Here is a 20,911-nt window from a genome sequence, read left to right on the forward strand (position 1 = left end):
TTCATTGCGGTTTAATAAAACTATCAGCGTATCTTAGAAAAAGCGACCAAAGTGCTTATAAGAAACTACGAGGATTATTAATCACGAACATAGATAACATGACCGTCATCTTCTTCGTCATCCCAATCATCCCAGTCGTCGTCATCTTCAGTAACGACATTCTTACCGGCCATCGCATCTTTATGGTAGTCATCCCACATAAAGTTAACTTTTTCTTCTTCTTCAATTGCTTCAACTTCACGAGGTAAGTTCTCCATGAACTCACCCAGTTTAAAGCAAAGATCTTTGGTACCAATCTTGTTTACAGCAGAGATCTTGAAGTACTCGCCTTCCCAACCCAAAGCTTCGACGATTTCTTGAATCTTTTCGTCAGCTTCTTCTTCAGGCATTAGGTCAACTTTATTGAACACTAACCAACGAGGTTTCTGCGCAACTTTCTCACTGTATTGCTCAAGCTCATCGATGATCGTCAGTGCATTCTGAATAGGATCAGAACCATCGATCGGCAAAATATCGATCATATGCAGAAGAACACGACAACGCTCAAGGTGCTTCAAGAAACGAATACCAAGACCAGCGCCATCAGCTGCGCCTTCGATCAAGCCAGGGATATCGGCAACGACGAAACTCTTCTCAGGGACAACACTTACCACACCTAAGCTAGGAATTAGCGTCGTAAACGGGTAATCAGCCACTTTTGGTTTTGCAGCAGATACTGAGCGAATAAACGTAGATTTACCAGCGTTTGGCAAGCCAAGCATACCAACATCCGCTAGCAAAAGAAGCTCTAAACGTAGTTCGCGAACTTCACCTTTAGTACCCATTGTCTTTTGACGAGGAGCGCGGTTAACAGACGACTTAAAACGCGTGTTACCAAGACCGTGCCAACCACCTTTACCAACCATGACTTTCTTGCCATGCTCAGCAACTTCAGCAACGATTTCATTAGTGTGGATATCAACAGCGCGAGTACCTACTGGTACTTTCATTGTCATATCTTTACCTCGTTTACCAGTACAGTTACCACCGCGGCCATTTTCGCCACGCTCAGCATTGTAAAAACGTTGGAAACGGTAATCGATCAGTGTGTTTAAGTTTTCATCCGCTTGAATGTAAACATCACCACCATCACCGCCATCACCGCCATCAGGACCACCTTTAGCGACGAATTTTTCGCGCCAAAAGCTTACTGTACCATTACCGCCATCACCGGCTTCTATTTTTACTGATGCTTCATCAACGAATTTCATTTTTTAACTCCGCACTTACGTTGCGTTACCACTCATCAAGGAATGATATAAATTCTAGCAGATCCGTGTTTAGATCGATCACCTAAGATCTAGATCGATCTGCAACCAAGGAACAAATAAGGAGAGGTTCTTTGCTTTCTGTATCTTAAAAAACAAACGGCTTCTTAATAAAACCAAACTGTTTCTCAAAAATAAAACGGCTTCTCAAAACCAAAACAAGAGCGTCTACTTTTTTATTCTCGCTATAAATAAAAAACCCTGCCGAATCGGCAGGGCTTTTGAATTCAGCTTGAAAGCTAGTATAAATAATCTAATAAAAGATTAAATTACTCAGCTTCGATGCTTACAAACTTACGGTTTTTAGGACCTTTTACTGCAAATTTCACTTTACCTTCAGTAAGAGCGAAAAGAGTATGGTCTTTACCGATGCCAACGTTTGTGCCAGCGTGGAACTTAGTACCACGTTGACGAACGATGATGTTACCTGCAAGAACAGATTCACCACCAAAACGCTTAACACCAAGACGTTTGCTTTCTGAATCGCGGCCGTTATTAGTAGAACCGCCAGCTTTTTTATGTGCCATTGTTAAACTCTCCTAATACTTAAGCGTTAATGCCAGTGATTTTCACTTCTGTGAACCACTGACGGTGACCAGCTTGCTTACGCGAGTGCTTACGACGACGGAACTTAACGATTTTTACTTTATCGCCACGACCGTGTTGTACTACTTCTGCAGTAACTTTGCCACCTTCAACAAGAGGTGCACCAACAGCGATTTCTTCGCCGTTAGCAACAAGAAGAACTTTATCAAATTCTACAGTTGCACCAGTTTCAACGTCTAATTTCTCTAAACGAAGTGTTTGACCTTCGCTTACTCGGTGTTGTTTGCCACCAGATTGGAAAACAGCGTACATATTTTACTCCGCTTTTTCCGCACAGCCTATGGTTGTTAATTCTACAACTCGGGTGTGCGCTAAACTAATCAATAGGGCGCAGATTCTACGGGAATCATGCCGCTATGACAAGCCATATTTTTAAAATATTGGCGAAAACATGTTCGCCAAAGAAAAGTGCGGCAATGATGCCTTTAAGTGATGTATTAATCAACGTTTTTTAGTGTATTATTCAACAATTAAATACAACGTATAAGCCTTACAGGGTCTAACTTCAGCCGGATGAACAATGGATTTTAAAGCTATCCAAACGCTTACTGCCAATGATATGGCAAAAGTGAATGAAACAATTCAAGCCCAACTTAATTCTGACGTAAGTTTAATCAACCAGCTTGGTTTTTATATCGTTAGCGGTGGTGGCAAACGCCTACGTCCTTTGCTTGCTCTTTTATCTGCTCGTGCTCTTGGTTATCAAGGTGAAGCTCATATCACCTCTGCAGCTTTTATCGAGTTTATTCACACAGCTACCCTTCTCCATGATGATGTCGTCGACGAGTCGGACATGAGACGCGGTAAAGCGACAGCCAACGCAGCTTTTGGTAATGCCGCTAGCGTTTTGGTGGGTGACTTTATCTACACTCGCTCGTTCCAGATGATGACAACGCTAGGATCCTTAAAGATCCTTGAGTTAATGAGTGAAGCAGTTAACGTGATTGCCGAGGGTGAAGTTCAACAATTAATGAACTGTAATAACCCGGACACCACAGAAGAAAGTTACATGCAGGTCATCTACTCGAAGACCGCTCGCTTGTTTGAAGCTGCAACGCAAATCGGTGCAATTCTTAGCGAATCATCACCTGAAATCGAAACGGCTATGCAAAACTACGGTAAATACCTAGGCACTGCATTCCAATTGATTGATGATGTGATGGATTACACTGCTGATGGTAAAGAGATGGGTAAGAACGTTGGTGACGATCTAGCCGAAGGCAAACCAACACTGCCTCTACTTTACGCAATGCACAATGGTTCTCCTGAACAAACCAGCATGATTCGAGAAGCGATTGAAAAAGCCAATGGTATGGAGCGTCTCGACGACATTATGGCTGTGATGAAAGAGACAGGCTCGTTAGAGTACACAACAAATAAAGCCTATGAAGAAGCAGATAAAGCGATTGCTGAGCTTTCTGTACTTCCTGATTCAGAATATAAGCAAGCGCTAACCACGCTCGCACACTTAGCTGTTAAACGTAGCAAGTAAGCAGGTTAATAGACAACTCGCTTCTAGCTTCTATATAAATAACAAAAAAGGGCCTCAGGGCTCTTTTTTAGTTTTGAACAAATATTTGTAAGATAATCAAATTCAATATCGGCTCGCTTCTAATGACAGCGGCAGTTGTACTTCAATTTCTTCAAGTTCTTCCATTGGCACTGCGTATTGCTCATGCCCATTGTAAGTCTCTACCAAGGCGTACTGCTCTTGCTCATCAATGACCAATATTTTTCCTAAGCGCCCCAAATAGTGGACATTCATACCCTTTTCAACAGTAGCCATAAACTTTACCTCGACCTTGGTTATATAGACAGATACGAGCAACTTGAATTTTAGGATCAAAAAAGCCGATCATAATGATCGGCTCTTATTAACTATCTTTTGGCTGAGTTAAATGGTGTCCCGCTTATTTAGCGAATTCAACACCGATCTCAATATCGCCATTTAGCGTTTCAAGCATGCTATCTAAAGCATTACGTTCGAAGTCGCTCAGTTCACCGTAGCTAAGGATCGCTTCTGCGCCCTCTTTGCCAAGTTTAACTGGTTGTGCGAAGAATGGTGCGTGCTCGCCTTCACCTTCAACGTATGCACATTCAATTACGTTCTCTTCGCCTTGAAGCGCTTTCACTAGAGCAAGACCGAAGCGACAAGCCGCTTGACCCATCGATAGTGTTGCACTGCCGCCGCCAGCTTTAGCTTCTACTACTTCAGTACCCGCATTTTGGATACGAGTTGTTAGCGCTGCGATTTCTTCATCAGTAAACTCTACGCCTTCAACTTGAGAAAGTAGAGGAAGGATCGTTACACCTGAGTGACCGCCGATAACAGGAACACGGATGTCGCTTGGATCTTTATCTTTCAGCTCAGCAACAAACGTTTCAGAACGAATAACATCAAGAGTAGTAATACCGAATAAACGACGCTTGTCGTAAACGCCCGCTTTCTTAAGTACTTCAGCAGCGATTGGTACTGTTGTATTTACTGGGTTAGTGATGATACCAACACAAGCAGTAGGACAAGTAACTGCGATTTTCTCTGCAAGAGACTTAACAATGCCAGCGTTCACATTGAAAAGATCCGCACGATCCATACCAGGCTTACGAGCAACACCCGCAGAAATAAGCACAACATCCGCACCTTCTAGTGCTGGTGTTGGATCTTCACCCGCGTAACCTTTGATCGAAACAGGTGTTGGGATATGGCTAAGATCGGCAGCAACACCCGGAGTTACCGGAGCGATGTCGTAAAGTGCAAGATCTGAACCAGCAGGCAGGCGGTTCTTTAGTAGTAGGGCTAGGGCTTGACCGATGCCACCAGCGGCACCAATAACAGCTACTTTCATTGTTATTCTCCTTGAGAGCTTTCTCTTATAAATTCTTGGTAGGGTAGTTCTTGAGCTAAATTAAGGCTAAAAAGCTAAATTATCGTTAAAAAAATATATTAATCACAAAGTGATTACAATCAATTAACGCCAGCTTTGCGACTTCGCGCAAGTCAATAAAACCGTGCTACACAGCAAGTTCGCATTATGGCGATAATCGACTGAAATAACAAAATAAGTCGACACTAATAACACATTATTCTATTAAATTTTTACAGTGATATGACTAACAAATTGCCGTGATATTTTAGCTAAAATTGAATATGTATGCGAGAATATGCAAACATCTTTGTTAATGAATAAGAATGACATATGCGCAATACAGAAAAACAAGACAACTTAGTTCGTGCTTTTAAATCATTACTAAAAGAAGAACGTTTTGGTTCGCAAGGCGAGATTGTCGATGCCCTCAAACATGAAGGTTTTGAAAGTATCAACCAATCTAAAGTTTCGCGTATGTTAACTAAGTTTGGTGCAGTTCGAACTCGTAATGCAAAAATGGAGATGGTTTACTGTCTTCCTGCTGAACTTGGTGTTCCGACAGTTTCTAGCTCTCTGAGAGAATTAGTATTAGATATCGACCACAACAATGCATTGGTGGTGATACACACCGGCCCAGGTGCGGCGCAGCTTATTGCTCGTTTATTGGACTCATTAGGTAAGTCGGAAGGTATACTAGGTGTCGTTGCAGGCGATGATACTATCTTCATCACGCCAACCTTGTCAGTTACCACGAAGCAATTGTTTGATTCTGTGTGCGAACTGTTTGAATACGCAGGATAATTGGTCACAGTTTCATAACCATAAACCTGATTAATGGATCACGAACACCGATTCGCTTCGTGATCCAAATCACATCCTAGAATATCTATCTCCCCCTCCTCAAACACCACTAAACCATTGATTTTAAAAAACTCAGTAGCAAATCAAACACAAGATCTAACCGTCATTTGTTAGATTTTTTAGCTATATCTTTTAACATTTGAGTAATTTTCTGCCAATTTTTGATATTATTCAGCCACTTTTTCATCACATGGATTGAAAAAGGTGCCGTTTCCAAATAGGAAACTCCAGAAACGACTACACTTGTTTCAGGGTTAATAATGAATAAAGGAAGGGAAATTCATGGCATTTACCAAACTTATTAAAGTTGGGGCTATTGCAGCTGCTGTAATGGGCGCTGGCGCAGTTAACGCTCAAGAGTTCATCACAATTGGTACAGGTTCAGTAACGGGTGTTTACTACCCAACTGGTGGTGCTATTTGTAAGCTTGTGAACAAAGGCCGCAAAGACCACAACATTCGTTGTTCTGTAGAATCTACTGGTGGTTCGATCTACAACGTTAACACCATCCGTGCTGGTGAACTAGATTTCGGTGTTGTTCAATCGGACTGGCAATACCACGGCTACAACGGTACAAGTAAATTCAAAGATCAGGGCGAATACAAAAAACTTCGCGCTATGTTCTCTTTACATACAGAACCGTTCAACATCATCGCTCGTACCGATGCTGGTATCAACAATGTGTCTGACCTAGCAGGTAAGCGTGTAAACATTGGGAACCCAGGCTCTGGTGACCGTGCAACGATGGGTGTTGTAATGGACGCTATGGGTTGGACTAACGATAGCTTCAAGCTTGCTTCTGAACTTAAAGGTTCTGAGCGTTCACAAGCACTTTGTGACAACAAGATTGATGCATTCATCTACATGGTTGGTCACCCGAACGGATCAATCAAAGAAGCAACGACTTCTTGTGATGCAAAACTAGTTTCAGCAACTGGTCCACAGATCGACAAGATCGTAGCTGAAAACCCATACTATGCATACAGCACAGTTCCAGCTGGCATGTACCGTGGTACAGATGCTGACGTAAACAGCTTCGGTGTTGCAGCAACTATGGTAACAACGTCTGACGTTTCTGATGAAGTCGCATACAACGTTGCTAAAGCGGTATTTGAAAACTTCGCTACATTCAAACGCCTGCACCCAGCATTTGCAAACCTGAAGAAAGAAGACATGGTTAAAGCGGGTATCTCAATCCCTCTTCACCCTGGCGCAGTAAAATACTACAAAGAAGTAGGCCTTCTAAAGTAATTCTACTTTAAGCCTGCTCTACCAATAAGGAGGCATGTCCTCCTTATTGGCTTTTCACGTTTTATAAAAATAACCCAAGTGAAAAGAGACAAACCTTTAAGTTTCTCCAATTTGGCGAACTTACCTTCGTATCAAGCCTAAGACAGAGACGAACAAAAAACGCATTTCCCTATCCATTCGCTACACTAGATAGGAAATAAATAACGTCTCGTTGTTCGTAAGAAAGGCAGACCATCAATAATAAGGATAAAGTACATGACGCAGACAACATCACCGTCTCCAGATGTGCAAGAAATGGTGGCACAATCAGACACTGGTGCGCGTAGCCCTCGCGGTATCCAAGGCCGTATTTTATGGTTTGTGCCTCTATGTTGGTCACTGTTCCAACTTTGGTATGCATCTCCGCTGCCGTTCATTTTTAACTTCGCGATTTTAAACGACACTGAAGCTCGAGCAATTCATCTTACGTTTGCCATCTTCCTAGCCTTTACCGCTTACCCAGCCATGAAAAATTCACCTCGGGATAGAATTCCTGCGGTCGATTGGATATTAGCGCTGGTTGGTAGCTTTTCAGCTTCGTATATCTATATTTTCTATACTCAACTCGCTGAACGTTCAGGCGCACCAACAACATTCGATATTGTTGCTGCTGTATTTGGTATGGTTCTACTGCTTGAAGCAACACGACGCGCTTTAGGTCCACCTCTTATGGTTGTGGCTGCAGTATTCCTACTTTACACCTTTGGCGGTCCACACATGCCAGACGTTATCGCCCATAAAGGTGCAAGCCTGAACAAGGCAATGTCGCATCTGTGGCTAACAACTGAAGGTGTATTCGGTGTTGCTCTTGGCGTCTCTACGTCATTCGTATTCTTGTTTGTACTGTTTGGTGCAATGCTAGAACGCGCAGGCGCAGGTGCTTACTTCATCAAGGTAGCGTTCTCTTTACTTGGCCACATGAAAGGTGGTCCAGCGAAAGCAGCCGTTGTTGCATCTGGCCTATCCGGTCTTGTGTCTGGTTCATCTATCGCTAACGTGGTAACCACGGGTACTTTCACGATCCCTCTCATGAAAAGAGTCGGATTCTCAGGTGAAAAAGCCGGTGCTGTAGAAGTAGCCGCTTCAACCAATGGTCAGTTAACCCCACCAATCATGGGTGCTGCTGCATTCTTGATGGTTGAATATGTGGGTATCTCGTATGTAGAAGTGATTAAAGCGGCGCTATTGCCTGCTCTTATCTCTTACATCGCCCTGATTTACATTGTTCACTTAGAAGCATGTAAAGCGGGTATGACAGGCCTACCTCGTCGTCACACACCAACTATCGTACAAAGCCTACTGTCTTTCACTGGTACCATTTTAGGTCTTTGTGTCATCAGTGCTGCGGTTTACTACGGTGTCGGCTGGACGAAAGATGTCTTTGGCGATGCAGCGACACCTATTGTTACCGTTGCTCTATTGATCTCTTATGTAGCCTTGGTTCGAGTATCAGCAAAATATGCCGCTGAAGGTGGCATGGACATCGATGCCGAGCTAACAGAAGTACCCGATCCAGGCCCAACCATTAAGTCTGGTTTACATTTCCTATTGCCTATCGTGGTGCTTGTTTGGTGTCTGACTGTAGAGCGATTCTCTCCAGGTCTTTCTGCCTTCTGGGCAACGGTATTCATGATCTTCATTTTGATCACACAGCGTCCTTTGATGACTCTGATGAACAAATCGGACGATCTTGCAGAGCAAACTAAAGCCGGTTTCGTTGATCTATTAGAGAGCTTGGTTTCAGGCGCGCGCAACATGATCGGTATCGGTGTAGCAACAGCTGCAGCGGGTACGGTTGTCGGCGTAGTGACTCTGACGGGTATCGGCTTGGTAATGACGGACTTCGTTGAGTTCATCTCAGGCGGTAGCATCATTCTTATGCTGCTGTTCACTGCGGTAATCAGCTTAATCTTAGGTATGGGCTTACCAACAACGGCGAACTACATCGTTGTATCAACGCTGATGGCTCCGGTAATTGTTACCTTAGGCGCGGCGCATGGCCTGATCATCCCTCTGATTGCGGTTCACTTGTTCGTGTTCTACTTCGGTATCTTAGCCGATGATACGCCTCCAGTTGGCTTGGCAGCCTTTGCGGCCGCCGCGATTGCAAAATCAGACCCGATCCGTACTGGTATTCAAGGCTTTACCTACGATATTCGGACCGCGATCTTGCCATTCATGTTCATCTTCAATACCCAACTACTGTTGATGGGCATTGATTCTTGGTGGCATCTATTCCTCACTATTTTCTCTTCTGTAACTGCGGTACTTATCTTTGCCGCTGCAACGCAAGGTTGGTGGTTTACCAAGAACAAATGGTGGGAAACGATCCTATTATTGGTTCTAACTTTCTCTTTCTTCCGCCCTGGCTTCTGGTGGGACATGATTTATCCAGAGAAAGTTCTTTCACCTGGAGTTGAGATCGCTCAAATCACAGAAGGTCTATCTGTGGGACAATCTCTTGAGTTAAGAGTGGGTGGCGAAAACTTAGAAGGTGACTATTCTGAGAAGACGGTTCGCCTTCCATTTGAAGATTCTGCGACAACAAGTGAAGACCGCATTGCTTCAATGGGCTTAATGCTGACGAAATCTGAAGGCAAGATGATTGTCGACATGGTTGAGTTCGGTAGCCCAGCAGAAGCGGCTGGCATTGACTTTGATTGGGAAATTAAATCAGTTATCCAAGACGCAGAAAGACCAATGAAAGAGTGGGTATTCTTACCATCCCTACTGATTCTAATTGGCTTAGCGATGAACCAAAGAAGGCGTGCTCGTAAGGATGAGATTAGCGCGTAATGGATAGAGCCAAGTAGTGCTCAACTCTATTTGGCTTTATTACATGGAAAGGATAATCACAGCGCTTGGTCAATACTAAGCGCTGATAAAAAAGAGAAAAACACATGTATAAACAAATCCTTGTTCCTGTTGATCTTAACGACAAAGGCTTTTCTGACAAAGCTGTTGAATTAGCGGTATGGCACGCAAAGCACAGTAATGCTGAAATCCACATCTTGAACGTATTGCCGGGCATTCACATGTCGATGGTTGCGTCTTACTTCCCGAAAGATGCAGCAAACCAAATGAAGCTCGATGTGAAAAATCAGCTGAAAGAGTTTGCAGACAAGTACATCGACGATGAAGTAGTTTATAAGGTTCACGTTGCAGAAGGTAAAACCTACACAACGATTCTAGATTACGCAGAAAAGCTTGGGGCAGACCTGATTGTGATGCCTAGTCATAAGCGCTCGAAAATCGACAAAGTGGTACTGGGTTCAGTGGCGAGTAAAGTCGTACAGAATTCACCAATCAATGTATTGGTCATCAAACCTCAAGGCTAATGGCTAATGGCTTCTGGCAGATAAGCTAAGTCGAACTACAAACAAAACATCTAAAAAGGTTGGCTCAAAGCCAACCTTTTTTATGTCTGAAGCTGAGCGTATAACCGCTTACTGTGAATTAACTGACGAGATTCTGCGGCTTACCTGAAGCAAAGGCATCAATGTTATCGATTAAGATATCAGACAGCTTTTGAATTGAGCTATCACTGCCCCACGCCACATGTGGCGTTAACAGTAAATTTGGCAAATGACTGTTAGCCAGTAATGGATTCGAGTTGTCAGCCGGTTCTTGTGTGAACACATCCATACCCGCGCCCGCAATCTCTTGATTTTTCAAAGCTTCAACTAAGGCTTGTTCATCCACGAGTCCACCGCGGCCAGCATTAACTAACACCGCATTTGGTTTCATCATTGCTAGCTCTCGCTCTGAAATCAGGTCTCGAGTCGCTTTGGTCAATGGACAATGTAAGCTGATTGCATCTGCTTGTTGTAACACCGTATCAAAAGGCAGATACCCTTCTCGACAAGAGTCAGCCCCTTTACGCTCAGCAAAGATAACATTCATACCAATCGCTTTAGCCAATGCCGCCGTTGCTCGTCCTAAGCCACCACTACCGATTAAGCCTAATGTACTGCCTGCAACATCTTGAATCGGATGAGTAAAGAAGCAGAATTGCTGATCCTTTTGCCACTCGCCGGCTTCGATGTCTTGATGGTAACCAACGAGATTACGCTTTAACGCAAATAGCATCGCGATAACATGCTCAGGTACCGATTGAGTCGCGTAACCTTGCACGTTTGTCACTGCGATATTGTTACTCTTACAGTAGCCAACATCGACATTATTCACACCCGTTGCTGAAACGGCTATTAGCTTAAGCTGTTGTGCTTGAGCTAAATTCGATTCGTTGAGCACCACCTTATTGGTAATAACCACATCAGCGCCTTCAATTCGTTCAGACACTTGCTCCGGCGAAGTAAAATCATACTCAACCCACTGATGTTCAAAGCTGATAGGTTTTAAATGAATTTGAGATGGGATGGTGGCTCTGTCAAGAAAGACCACTTTCAACTTCCGCATTGTACGTCCTTGTATTGGTATTGATTTAACCATTCTAAGCTTTTAGCTTGCTGTAGTCTGGAAGCTCAGGCGCAATTTCAAAGTGCTGTTCTATTTGTGGCAATGCTTGAGGATAAAAATTACATGGCACGAAGGCTTTGAAGAGCTGATTATTAGCCGGATGATAAAAACTCAGTTCGCACGCGTGCAAAGCTAACCTATCGCTATACTCAAACGCCTCTGGCGTGGCATAAAACTCGTCGCCAACAATTGGAGCCCCTATCGCCATACAATGAACACGCAACTGATGAGAGCGACCAGTGATCGGCAGCAATTTCAATAATGTCGTTTGAGGCTCTTGCTGCTCCACCACATAGCGAGTCTGTGATGACTTGCCATCCTCGAAGCACACCTTTTGTCTTGGTCGATTTGGCCAATCACAAATGAGCGGCAGATCAATCAAACCTTCTACTTCTTCTACTGAACCCCATACTCGGGCGTAATAGAGTTTGTGTGTCAGTCGATATTGAAATTGCTTCTTCAAATGACGCTCAGCTTGTTTGTGTTTAGCGAGCAGCATCAAGCCCGATGTCGACATGTCCAGTCGATGCACCACCTGAATCTCCGCAAATTCGACAACCAACCGACTCCACATACTGTCGTAATGCTCTGGCAATCTCCCTGGCACCGAAAGCAGGCCTGCAGGCTTGTTCACCACAAGAATATCGTCATCTTGATAAACAATATCAATCCACGGTTCACGCGGTGGTGTGTACTGTTCTAACGCCATTAAAGCCTCTTAATTACTGGTTAATAAATAATTTACGGTTAATTCGTTTATTAATAAATACAATTTTCAACATTTCCGTACATAAAAGTTGACGACCTTACAAGACATGGTATTGATAGGGTAACGGATTATAAGAAGTCAGCATCAAAGGAAAAATGATGGAAAGTACGGTTAAAGCCACCACAGAAAAAACACCAACCTCAGCTCCCCTATCAAGTTTAATTAAGTCTCTTGGCCCAGGTATTATGATGGCCGCAGCAGCTGTTGGTGGCTCTCACTTAGTCGCCTCAACCAAGGCTGGTGCGATTTATGGTTGGCAGCTTGCCGCGCTCATTATCCTCGTTAATATCTTCAAATACCCATTCTTCAGAGCCGGTATCCAATACACACTAGGAACGGGTCAAAGCTTGGTGGAAGGTTACTCTAACCTAGGCCGCCCATACCTTGTGATCTTTTCGATACTGAGTGCTATTTCCGCAGTCGTGAATACCGCAGCCTTGCTGTTATTCAGTGCAAGCCTACTTAGCTACTTTATTCCTTTTGATTTAGCCACCAGCACCTTATGCATGATCGTTTTAGCGACCTGTTTGATCATTCTTTTTGCAGGTCATTATCGTGCTCTCGATACGCTATCTAAAGCGATCATGGCTGTCCTGACCATCACCACTCTAGCCGCTGTTGCGATTGCTATTGGCTCTCCAGTCGAACCTGATGCCGCTTTTGTGCCACCATCACCTTGGTCATTGGCTGCTATCGGATTTATCGTGGTGACTATGGGTTGGATGCCTGCGCCTATCGAGATCTCAAACATCACTTCTATGTGGCTAAAAAGCCAAAAAGAGAAACAAGACGTGACCGCTCAATCAGCACTGTTCGATTTCAATGTAGGCTATATTGGTACAGCACTACTTGCACTGGTATTCGTTGCTTTAGGTGCTCTGGTACTTCACGGCTCAGGAGTTGAATTGTCTCGCTCTGGCGTTGGCTTCACTCATCAGTTGGTCGGTATTTACGCCTCTACCATTGGTGAATGGTCTCGTCCACTGATCGCAATCGTCGCCTTCTTCTGTATTTTTGGCAGTACCATTACCGTTATCGATGGCTATTCACGTGTGCTTGCAGAATCACAGCGCCTGTTATTGAAAAAAGAATCGAGCCCAAGAATGCTGCAAGGCTGGAGCATCATTGTTTCTATCGCGGCATTGGCAATTGTGATGTTCTTCAGCGCAGCACTGATGCCAATGCTCGATTTTGCGATGGTACTTGCGTTTGTAACTACGCCATTCTTCGCCCTACTTAACTTCATCTTGGTAAACAAAGCTAAGCTTCCGGAAGCGCTTGCGATTGGTCCAAAACTAAAATGGTTATCGATAGCTGGTCTTACTTACTTGTTTGGTTTCTTAGCTCTATTCGTTTGGTGGAAATGGTTGATGTAATCAGCTATCCAAATTATTAGCCAAACTCTTAAACGAACTATTAACCAAACGGTTAACCAAGCTACAGATACAAATAAGGCCTTCGTGATGAAGGCCTTATTTCGTTAAAGCGTAAAGCTAGCGATATTCGAGTTCTTGGCTTAGTTGTGAGAAACCACAATCAAACGTAGTGAATCTAGCTGAACCTGAGCTTTGCTGATGTAACCGGTCAGTTCATTGATTTGAGCTTCGATAACCTCTAGCTCTTCATCACGAATGTTAGGATTGACCGCTTTAAGCGCTTGTAGACGTTCTAGCTCACCGTTCAAGTTGGTTTGCATATCTTTCTGGGCTTGCTGACGAACTTCTTCAACCTTCGGCAGTACATGCGTCTCACCGGCTTCAATTAGCTTGTGAATTTCACCCTGTACTGAATTCACCAACTTGCTTGCCAAGTGACGGTTCACAGGACTTAGCTGACGGTTAAAGCTATCGAACTCAACCTGAGCAGATAAATCGTTACCACGACCATCCATCATCAAACGAATCGGCGTCTTAGGTAAGAACTGGCTGATACCGCTGCGCTTTGGCGCTTGTGCATCAACAAGGTAAACCAACTCAAGTAGAATTGTACCAACAGGTAACGCTTTGTTCTTCAGTAGAGATACCGCAGACGCACCCACACCTTCGCTCAATAGCAGATCAATACCGCCCTGAATCATTGGGTGTTCCCAGCTAATGAAGTTCATGTCTTCACGAGACAGCGCAGTTTCACGATCAAACGTGATGGTTGCACCTTCATAAGGTAGGCCTGGGTAGCTTGGAACCATCATGTGCTCAGATGGCGTCACAACTAGCGCATTTTCACCCTTATCGTCTTGGTTCAAACCAATGGTATCGAACAGACTCAGTGCAAAAGACACTAGGTTAGTATCACCGTCAGTCGACGCGATCTTTTCTGCAATCTCATGCGCTTTTTCGCCGCCATTTGAGTGCATTTCTAATAGGCGATCGCGGCCTTTTTCTAGATCTGATTTTAGGCTTTGATTTAACTTGGCTGATTCTTCAATCACTTCATCAAGTTGTTCGGTGTTACCAGAAGCCAACATCTCAATAAGAACATCAGAGTACTTGTCGTAAACCGTGCGACCTGTAGGGCACGTCTCTGCAAATGCGTTCAGACCTTCATCGAACCAACGCGCTAGAATCGCTTGCGATGTGCCTTTTAGGTAAGGAACGTGAATGTCGATATCACGCAGCTGACCGATACGGTCCAAACGACCAATACGTTGCTCAAGCAAGTCTGGGTTGAACGGTAAGTCGAACATCACTAACTGGTTAGCAAATTGGAAGTTACGACCTTCAGAACCGATTTCACTACAGATAAGAACCTGAGCACCGCCTTCTTCTTGAGCAAAGTAAGCCGCAGCTTTATCACGCTCTAAAATCGACATGCCTTCATGGAATACGGTTGCACGCACACCTTCACGCTCACGCAGTGCTTGCTCTAATTGCAAAGCAGTACTCGCACGAGAGGCGATCACTAGGATTTTCTCGCTGCGCTTGTCTTGAATCTTTTCAATCAACCAGTTCACACGTGAATCGAACTGCCACCAGCTTGAGTCTTCACCTTCAAACTCTTGGAAGATCTCTTCTGGGTACAACATCTTCATCGCTCGAGCTTCTGGTGCCATCTTGCCACCGATCATGCCCGATACACGCATCGAGGTTGTGTACTGCGTTGGAATGTCCATCGGCAGTAGGTTTACATTACGCTTAGGGAAGCCTTTGATTGCAGCACGCGTGTTTCTGAAAAGAACACGGCCAGTACCATGGCGATCCATAAGGTTATCAATAAGTTCTTGGCGAGCTAAGGCTTGCTCTTCTTCGCTGCTATCACCTTCAATCACACGGAACAGAGGCTCAACATCTTGCTCAGACAGAAGCTCTGTGATCTGGTTCTTTGCGCTGTTTTCAAGCTTCACGCCAGAGAACAATGCCGTTACTGCATCAGCAACAGGGGCATATTGGTCCTCTTCTTCAACGAAAGCTTCGTAATCGTAAAAGCGATCAGGGTCAAGCAGACGCAGACGTGCAAAGTGACTCTCACGACCCAGCTGTTCAGGGGTTGCTGTCAGTAGCAGTACACCAGAAGTATTTTCAGCTAATCCTTCAACCACTTGATATTCGCGGCTCGGTTTGTCTTGGCTCCACTCAAGGTGGTGCGCTTCATCGACAACCAACAAATCCCACTCACCTTCAAGTGCTTGCTCGTAGCGCTTACGGCTCTTACGTAGGAAATCTAAAGAACACAGAACGTATTGCTGTGTATCAAATGGGTTATCTGACTCCGCGAAGGCTTCAATACAACGCTCTTCGTCAAAGATAGAGAAGTGCAGGTTGAAACGGCGCATCATCTCTACTAACCATTGGTGTTGCAGAGTTTCAGGTACCACAATCAGAATGCGTTCAGCACGGCCAGACAACACCTGTTGGTGAATGATCATGCCTGCTTCAATGGTTTTACCTAGACCCACTTCATCAGCTAGTAAAACGCGCGGAGCGTGACGACGACCCACTTCATGAGCAATGTACAACTGATGAGGAATCAAACCAGCGCGCATACCACACAAGCCACGCATCGGGCTCTTATGTTGCTGGTATTGATTGCTTAACGCACGGTAACGCAGTACGAAGTTATCCATACGGTCGATTTGACCTGCGTACAGCTTATCTTGTGGTTTGTTAAAGCGGATCTGGTTGCTTAAGAATATTTCACGCAGAGTCACCTCTGTCTCTTGAGTGTCTTCACGAGTGCCCAAATAAGTCAGTAGCCCCTTATCTTCGATAACTTCTTCGACAGATAGAGACCAACCTTCTTGGCATTCGATGACATCGCCAACATTAAACGTTACTCGGGTTACGGGAGCATCAGTGCGTGCATAGACACGATTCTCTTCTGATGCTGCAAACATTACTGTCACTGTTCGAGCGTCCATTGCTACAACGGTACCTAAACCTAAATCGCTCTCCGTATCGCTTATCCAGCGTTGCCCCAAAGCAAATGTCATGAATCGACTACCTCAATCTTATAGTTGGAATTTGGTCATGTTAACTGCAGTTTTAAACAAGAGCGTTATCGCGCTTGAACTAAAAATATAGCCAAAGATGCCTAGTTTGCAGCCACTTTTTAAGTGCGCTCTTAATAATAAATATCTCGAGAAAATGGTGCAGAAAAAGGTCGCTAATCTTACTCGATGCTGTGATTTAGGTCACGCCTAAAGGAGATGATTTCATACTTTTTTTCTGTTTTCGCCAGTGCAATCAAACTGTCAAAAAATCATGGGTAATCTATAGGTAGCAGATTGCTGCTCTCAAACGAATACACCATATTCATTCACAACGATATGGCGATATTTCTCTAGATGAAGTTTAGGTGAGTAGTTGACTATCACCGGAATGAGATACTAATCTTTATATGAGCTTTATCTACGTTCAATGAATGCAAGGCAAGCCGCACGTCGGCAAGGAGATGCTATGGGCGAGACCAACCGGAAGCTATTTGTTTTAGACACTAATATCCTACTTCACGAACCCTTCGCTATATTTTCTTTCCAAGAGCACGATGTCGTTATCCCCATGACCGTGCTAGAAGAACTCGACAGAATCAAAGACAGTAAAAGAGACGTTGCTCGAGATGCGAGAATTGCGATTCGAACGCTCGAAGACTTGTTCAGGGAAGCCACACCAGACCAAATATCGGAAGGCATTCCTTTTTCTAAAGACATAAACGCATCTGGCAGTATTTCAATACTCGCTGATTACGAACTTCAAGAAAGCATCAAAGCCTTCGCCGATGACAAGGCAGGCGATAACCGAATCCTCAACGCAGTCCTCTACCTTCAAAACAAACGCGCGCCACGCGAAGTGGTTCTTATCACTAAAGACATCAACATGCGCTTACGAGCCAAAGGCGCTGGGGTCCGCTTTGTTGAAGACTATCAAACCGACCAATTGATTGATGACATCCAATACCTCACTAAAGGCTTTCAACAACTCGAAGGCTCATTCTGGGATGGCGTCGATAACGTCGAGAGTAGAAGTTTAGGCGGAAAAACGCTGCACACGCTAGCAAGAGCACCTTTCGATCCAACCTTCCTCAACCAATATGTGATTGACGAAGAAAGTGACTTTGCTGGTCGTGTAGAAGAGATTGAGGCCGAACGCATTACGCTGAGAGATCTCAGTCGAGAAAGGTTAATGAACCGCAAGACATGGGACATTACACCTAAGAATGTCTATCAAGGGATGGCGATTGATGCACTGCTCGACCCTGATATTGATCTGGTGATTCTCACCGGCGCAGCAGGTAGTGGTAAAACACTGTTAGCCATGGCTGCCGCACTTGAACAAACCATAGAGCGCAAACAATTCGATAAGATCATCGTAACCCGAAACACACCCGATATCGGTGAGTCGATTGGGTTCCTTCCCGGCACTGAGGAAGAAAAAATGCTGCCTTGGTTAGCGGCGGTGACCGATACACTGGAAGCTCTGCACAAGAACGATCACTGCACCGAAGGGTCAATGAAGTACATCTGTGACAAAGCCAATATCCAGTTCAAATCGATTAACTTCATGCGAGGCCGCTCAATTCAAAATGCCTTTGTCCTTTTGGATGAGTGTCAGAACCTCACCGCTTCACAAATCAAAACCATCATCACCCGCTGTGGTGAAGGCACTAAGATCGTCTGTTCAGGAAACCTAGCTCAGATAGATTCATCCTACTTAACCCCTGTGACTTCAGGCTTAACCTACATGGTCGAGCGTTTTAAAGACTTCGAAGGCAGTGCCAATATTCACCTCAATGGTGTGGTACGAAGCCGACTGGCCGAGTTTGCTGAAGAAAATATGTAACTGTTCGGTTTAGTAAATAGCGCTCCAGAAACAGAAAAGCGCCTCACATTGGAGGCGCTTTTAACTTTTAACTTCTAACTTCTAACTTCTAACTTCTAACTTCTATTTTCTAAGAAACTGAAACTCTAATCAAACGGGGTTAGCCTGAATTACTCAGTACCACCTACTGTAAGAGAGTCTAGCTTCAATGTTGGTTGACCAACACCGACTGGAACGCTTTGGCCGGCTTTACCACACACACCAACACCACGGTCTAGGCTAAGGTCGTTACCCACCATAGACACTTGCTGCATCGCTTCGATACCCGAACCGATTAGCGTTGCACCTTTCACTGGGTGAGTGATCTTACCGTTTTCAATCATGTACGCTTCAGAAGCGGAGAACACAAACTTACCAGAAGTAATATCAACCTGACCGCCACCGAAGTTTGGCGCGTAGATGCCTCTTTCAACCGTTGAGATAATCTCTTCAGGAGTATGTTCACCCGGCAGCATGTAAGTGTTTGTCATGCGCGGCATAGGAAGGTGCGCGTAAGACTCACGACGACCATTACCTGTAGGCGCTACACCCATTAGACGAGCATTAAGCTTATCTTGCATGTAACCTTTTAGGATGCCGTTTTCGATTAGTGTGTTGTACTGACCATTAACGCCTTCATCATCGACGTTCAATGAACCACGCAGATCCGTTAATGTACCGTCATCAACAATCGTACATAGGCTTGATGTGACTTGCTCGCCCACTTTGCCAGAAAATACTGAAGACTCTTTACGGTTGAAGTCACCTTCTAAACCGTGGCCTACCGCTTCATGCAGAAGAACGCCCGGCCAACCCGAACCAAGAACGACAGGCATTGCACCAGCAGGTGCAGCAACCGCTTCAAGGTTAACTAACGCTTGGCGGATTGCTTCATCAGCAAATTGGTAAGCAACCTGAGAGCCATTAGCATCGCTTAGGAAGAAGTCGTAACCAAAACGACCGCCACCGCCAGCACTGCCGCGCTCACGACGATCGCCTTTTTGTGCCAGTACGCTGATAGACAAACGAACAAGCGGACGAATATCACCCGCGAAAGTGCCGTCAGTAGCAGCAACAAGCATCTGCTCATGCACACCGCTTAAACTCACTGATACTTCAGTAACCATAGGCTCTTTGGTACGAATGTAAGCATCAAGCGCTTTTAGTAATTCTGTTTTTTGTTGTTTTTCCCAGCTTGCTAGCGGATTAACAGCGTCATAGTAAGCTTGGTTCGAATTGCGTTTGAAAGCGTGAACCTTGCCGTTTTGACCTTGCTTCGCAATACCACGAGCAGCAATCGCACTTTGCTTCAGACCCTCTAATTGGATTTGATCAGAGTACGCAAAACCGGTTTTTTCGCCAGATACCGCTCGAACACCAACACCGCAGTCGATGTTGAAAGAACCGTCTTTAATGATGCTATCTTCTAGCACCAAAGATTCATGCCAGCTTGACTGGAAATAGATATCAGCATAATCAATTTGGCGGGTAGCAATGCTCGCCAATGTATCTGCGATATTTTGCTCCGTAAGCCCTGTCGGGTTCAGTAGTGCTTCTTCAATTTGATTAATGCTCATAAATGGCTCTTGTTTGTAATTAAAATTGATTGGTGAATCGAGAATGTTGCGCTATTGGCATATTTTGCCTAATTGACTCACAACTGGATGTGTCTATCTCAACCACCATACTTTTAGGCTCTTGGTCCAATTGTGCGACCACTCGTCCCCATGGATCAACCACCATTGAGTGTCCCCATGTTTCTCTTTGGCAAGGATGTTTGCCACCTTGCCCTACCGCGACAATCCACGATTGTGTTTCGATCGCACGGCACCTTAATAAGGCTTCCCAATGCGCTTGACCAGTCACTGCTGTAAACGCCGCTGGAACGATAATGATCTGCGCACCTTGCTTACGTAACTCTGAATACAAGTGTGGAAAGCGCACATCATAACAAATACTCAAACCTAAGCGACCAAAAGGCGTTTCTGTCGTCACAACTCGCTCACCCGGCGTGAAAATATCCGACTCTCGATAGCACTTGTGCGTATCGGCGACATCCACATCAAACATGTGTAGCTTATCGTAATGAGCAACTAGGCACCCAAAGTCATCAATCACTAGGGTTGTAGTGGTCACACCTTCAGTTGTGCTTATCGGCATACTACCGACAACGATCCACATTCGGTGAAGCTTAGCTAACTCAAATAATTTCTTTTGCAGTGGGCCATCACTTAGAGGCTCAGCATACTGGTGATAGTCGGCTTTACTGCCAAAAACTAACGCGTTTTCAGGGCACACAACCCACTTCGCCCCCAACGCTTTGCACTTTGCTACTTCTTGATCAAGGTAAGCAAGGTTCAATTCAGGGCTAGGGCCAGATGTCATTTGAATCAACCCAACACTATCCATGTGTCTCGCTCCTCTATTCATTATGATTCAGAA

General features: G+C 44.7%; 17 protein-coding genes. 7 read left to right on the plus strand and 10 right to left on the minus strand.

Annotation, left to right across the window (positions count from 1 at the left end):
* Positions 1-77 precede the first annotated feature (77 nt).
* The 3 genes from cgtA to rplU all read right to left on the minus strand — a co-directional run bounded on the left by cgtA (position 78) and on the right by rplU (position 2,165).
* On the minus strand, positions 78-1,250 hold the full coding sequence (gene cgtA, locus L3V35_RS20790) for an Obg family GTPase CgtA (protein WP_009847831.1): 1,173 nt from the start codon (positions 1,248-1,250) through the stop codon (positions 78-80).
* Between the two features lie 326 nt (positions 1,251-1,576).
* Positions 1,577-1,834 (minus strand): 50S ribosomal protein L27, encoded by a 258-nt coding sequence (rpmA, locus tag L3V35_RS20795; protein ID WP_004735905.1) that lies wholly within the window; start codon positions 1,832-1,834, stop codon positions 1,577-1,579.
* Between the two features lie 19 nt (positions 1,835-1,853).
* Positions 1,854-2,165: a 50S ribosomal protein L21 gene (gene rplU / locus L3V35_RS20800; RefSeq protein WP_004740823.1), complete on the minus strand. Its 312-nt coding sequence runs from the start codon at positions 2,163-2,165 to the stop codon at positions 1,854-1,856.
* A gap of 268 nt (positions 2,166-2,433) precedes the next feature.
* Here rplU and ispB point away from each other — a divergent pair, with 268 nt between their 5' ends.
* Positions 2,434-3,405 (plus strand): octaprenyl diphosphate synthase, encoded by a 972-nt coding sequence (gene ispB / locus L3V35_RS20805; RefSeq protein WP_004735906.1) that lies wholly within the window; start codon positions 2,434-2,436, stop codon positions 3,403-3,405.
* 102 nt (positions 3,406-3,507) lie between these two features.
* Here ispB and L3V35_RS20810 read toward each other — a convergent pair whose 3' ends face one another.
* Together L3V35_RS20810 and mdh are read right to left on the minus strand one after the other, a co-directional pair.
* Positions 3,508-3,699: a hypothetical protein gene (locus tag L3V35_RS20810; protein WP_054547893.1), complete on the minus strand. Its 192-nt coding sequence runs from the start codon at positions 3,697-3,699 to the stop codon at positions 3,508-3,510.
* A gap of 124 nt (positions 3,700-3,823) precedes the next feature.
* Complete coding sequence (mdh, locus tag L3V35_RS20815) at positions 3,824-4,759, minus strand: malate dehydrogenase (RefSeq protein WP_004735908.1); 936 nt, start codon at positions 4,757-4,759, stop codon at positions 3,824-3,826.
* A 351-nt stretch (positions 4,760-5,110) separates the two neighbouring features.
* Here mdh and argR point away from each other — a divergent pair, with 351 nt between their 5' ends.
* The 4 genes from argR to L3V35_RS20835 all read left to right on the plus strand — a co-directional run bounded on the left by argR (position 5,111) and on the right by L3V35_RS20835 (position 10,269).
* Positions 5,111-5,581: a transcriptional regulator ArgR gene (argR, locus tag L3V35_RS20820; protein WP_004735909.1), complete on the plus strand. Its 471-nt coding sequence runs from the start codon at positions 5,111-5,113 to the stop codon at positions 5,579-5,581.
* Positions 5,582-5,923: 342 nt separating this feature from the next.
* The gene (locus L3V35_RS20825; RefSeq protein WP_017078819.1) at positions 5,924-6,892 is read left to right on the plus strand and encodes a TAXI family TRAP transporter solute-binding subunit; all 969 of its coding nucleotides are present in this window, start codon (positions 5,924-5,926) and stop codon (positions 6,890-6,892) included.
* 255 nt (positions 6,893-7,147) lie between these two features.
* Complete coding sequence (locus L3V35_RS20830) at positions 7,148-9,727, plus strand: TRAP transporter permease (RefSeq protein ID WP_017078820.1); 2,580 nt, start codon at positions 7,148-7,150, stop codon at positions 9,725-9,727.
* A 104-nt stretch (positions 9,728-9,831) separates the two neighbouring features.
* The gene (locus L3V35_RS20835) at positions 9,832-10,269 is read left to right on the plus strand and encodes a universal stress protein (RefSeq protein ID WP_004735912.1); all 438 of its coding nucleotides are present in this window, start codon (positions 9,832-9,834) and stop codon (positions 10,267-10,269) included.
* 118 nt (positions 10,270-10,387) lie between these two features.
* Here the strand turns inward: L3V35_RS20835 and L3V35_RS20840 are convergent, their stop codons facing one another.
* Together L3V35_RS20840 and rluA are read right to left on the minus strand one after the other, a co-directional pair.
* Complete coding sequence (locus tag L3V35_RS20840) at positions 10,388-11,350, minus strand: D-2-hydroxyacid dehydrogenase (protein WP_237300562.1); 963 nt, start codon at positions 11,348-11,350, stop codon at positions 10,388-10,390.
* A gap of 34 nt (positions 11,351-11,384) precedes the next feature.
* Entirely contained in the window at positions 11,385-12,119 is a 735-nt protein-coding gene (gene rluA, locus L3V35_RS20845) for a bifunctional tRNA pseudouridine(32) synthase/23S rRNA pseudouridine(746) synthase RluA (RefSeq protein ID WP_237300563.1), read from the minus strand.
* Between the two features lie 158 nt (positions 12,120-12,277).
* Between rluA and L3V35_RS20850 the strand changes: the two genes are divergently transcribed.
* On the plus strand, positions 12,278-13,555 hold the full coding sequence (locus L3V35_RS20850; RefSeq protein ID WP_237300564.1) for a divalent metal cation transporter: 1,278 nt from the start codon (positions 12,278-12,280) through the stop codon (positions 13,553-13,555).
* 140 nt (positions 13,556-13,695) lie between these two features.
* Here L3V35_RS20850 and rapA read toward each other — a convergent pair whose 3' ends face one another.
* The gene (gene rapA / locus L3V35_RS20855; protein ID WP_017086997.1) at positions 13,696-16,605 is read right to left on the minus strand and encodes an RNA polymerase-associated protein RapA; all 2,910 of its coding nucleotides are present in this window, start codon (positions 16,603-16,605) and stop codon (positions 13,696-13,698) included.
* 466 nt (positions 16,606-17,071) lie between these two features.
* On the opposite strand from rapA, the gene L3V35_RS20860 reads away from it, so the two are divergent.
* Complete coding sequence (locus L3V35_RS20860) at positions 17,072-18,451, plus strand: PhoH family protein (RefSeq protein ID WP_004735919.1); 1,380 nt, start codon at positions 17,072-17,074, stop codon at positions 18,449-18,451.
* A 149-nt stretch (positions 18,452-18,600) separates the two neighbouring features.
* On the opposite strand, the gene tldD is transcribed toward L3V35_RS20860, so the two are convergent.
* Complete coding sequence (gene tldD, locus L3V35_RS20865; RefSeq protein ID WP_145564581.1) at positions 18,601-20,046, minus strand: metalloprotease TldD; 1,446 nt, start codon at positions 20,044-20,046, stop codon at positions 18,601-18,603.
* Between the two features lie 19 nt (positions 20,047-20,065).
* Entirely contained in the window at positions 20,066-20,878 is an 813-nt protein-coding gene (locus L3V35_RS20870; RefSeq protein WP_237300565.1) for a carbon-nitrogen hydrolase family protein, read from the minus strand.
* Positions 20,879-20,911 lie beyond the last annotated feature (33 nt).

It is taken from the genome of Vibrio sp. L5-1, from assembly GCF_021728315.1.
Taxonomy (GTDB): domain Bacteria; phylum Pseudomonadota; class Gammaproteobacteria; order Enterobacterales; family Vibrionaceae; genus Vibrio; species Vibrio splendidus_K.

What these genes read in the sequence shown, in the direction of transcription:
- ispB (WP_004735906.1), top strand. Translation starts at nt 2,434, where the DNA reads ATGGATTTTAAAGCTATCCAAACGCTTACTGCCAATGATATGGCAAAA.
- rpmA (WP_004735905.1), bottom strand. Translation starts at nt 1,834, where the DNA reads ATGGCACATAAAAAAGCTGGCGGTTCTACTAATAACGGCCGCGATTCA.
- rapA (WP_017086997.1), bottom strand. Translation starts at nt 16,605, where the DNA reads ATGACATTTGCTTTGGGGCAACGCTGGATAAGCGATACGGAGAGCGAT.
- L3V35_RS20870 (WP_237300565.1), bottom strand. Translation starts at nt 20,878, where the DNA reads ATGGATAGTGTTGGGTTGATTCAAATGACATCTGGCCCTAGCCCTGAA.
- L3V35_RS20835 (WP_004735912.1), top strand. Translation starts at nt 9,832, where the DNA reads ATGTATAAACAAATCCTTGTTCCTGTTGATCTTAACGACAAAGGCTTT.
- cgtA (WP_009847831.1), bottom strand. Translation starts at nt 1,250, where the DNA reads ATGAAATTCGTTGATGAAGCATCAGTAAAAATAGAAGCCGGTGATGGC.
- L3V35_RS20830 (WP_017078820.1), top strand. Translation starts at nt 7,148, where the DNA reads ATGACGCAGACAACATCACCGTCTCCAGATGTGCAAGAAATGGTGGCA.
- mdh (WP_004735908.1), bottom strand. Translation starts at nt 4,759, where the DNA reads ATGAAAGTAGCTGTTATTGGTGCCGCTGGTGGCATCGGTCAAGCCCTA.
- L3V35_RS20840 (WP_237300562.1), bottom strand. Translation starts at nt 11,350, where the DNA reads ATGCGGAAGTTGAAAGTGGTCTTTCTTGACAGAGCCACCATCCCATCT.
- L3V35_RS20860 (WP_004735919.1), top strand. Translation starts at nt 17,072, where the DNA reads ATGGGCGAGACCAACCGGAAGCTATTTGTTTTAGACACTAATATCCTA.
- L3V35_RS20825 (WP_017078819.1), top strand. Translation starts at nt 5,924, where the DNA reads ATGGCATTTACCAAACTTATTAAAGTTGGGGCTATTGCAGCTGCTGTA.
- L3V35_RS20850 (WP_237300564.1), top strand. Translation starts at nt 12,278, where the DNA reads ATGGAAAGTACGGTTAAAGCCACCACAGAAAAAACACCAACCTCAGCT.
- rplU (WP_004740823.1), bottom strand. Translation starts at nt 2,165, where the DNA reads ATGTACGCTGTTTTCCAATCTGGTGGCAAACAACACCGAGTAAGCGAA.
- L3V35_RS20810 (WP_054547893.1), bottom strand. Translation starts at nt 3,699, where the DNA reads ATGGCTACTGTTGAAAAGGGTATGAATGTCCACTATTTGGGGCGCTTA.
- tldD (WP_145564581.1), bottom strand. Translation starts at nt 20,046, where the DNA reads ATGAGCATTAATCAAATTGAAGAAGCACTACTGAACCCGACAGGGCTT.
- rluA (WP_237300563.1), bottom strand. Translation starts at nt 12,119, where the DNA reads ATGGCGTTAGAACAGTACACACCACCGCGTGAACCGTGGATTGATATT.
- argR (WP_004735909.1), top strand. Translation starts at nt 5,111, where the DNA reads ATGCGCAATACAGAAAAACAAGACAACTTAGTTCGTGCTTTTAAATCA.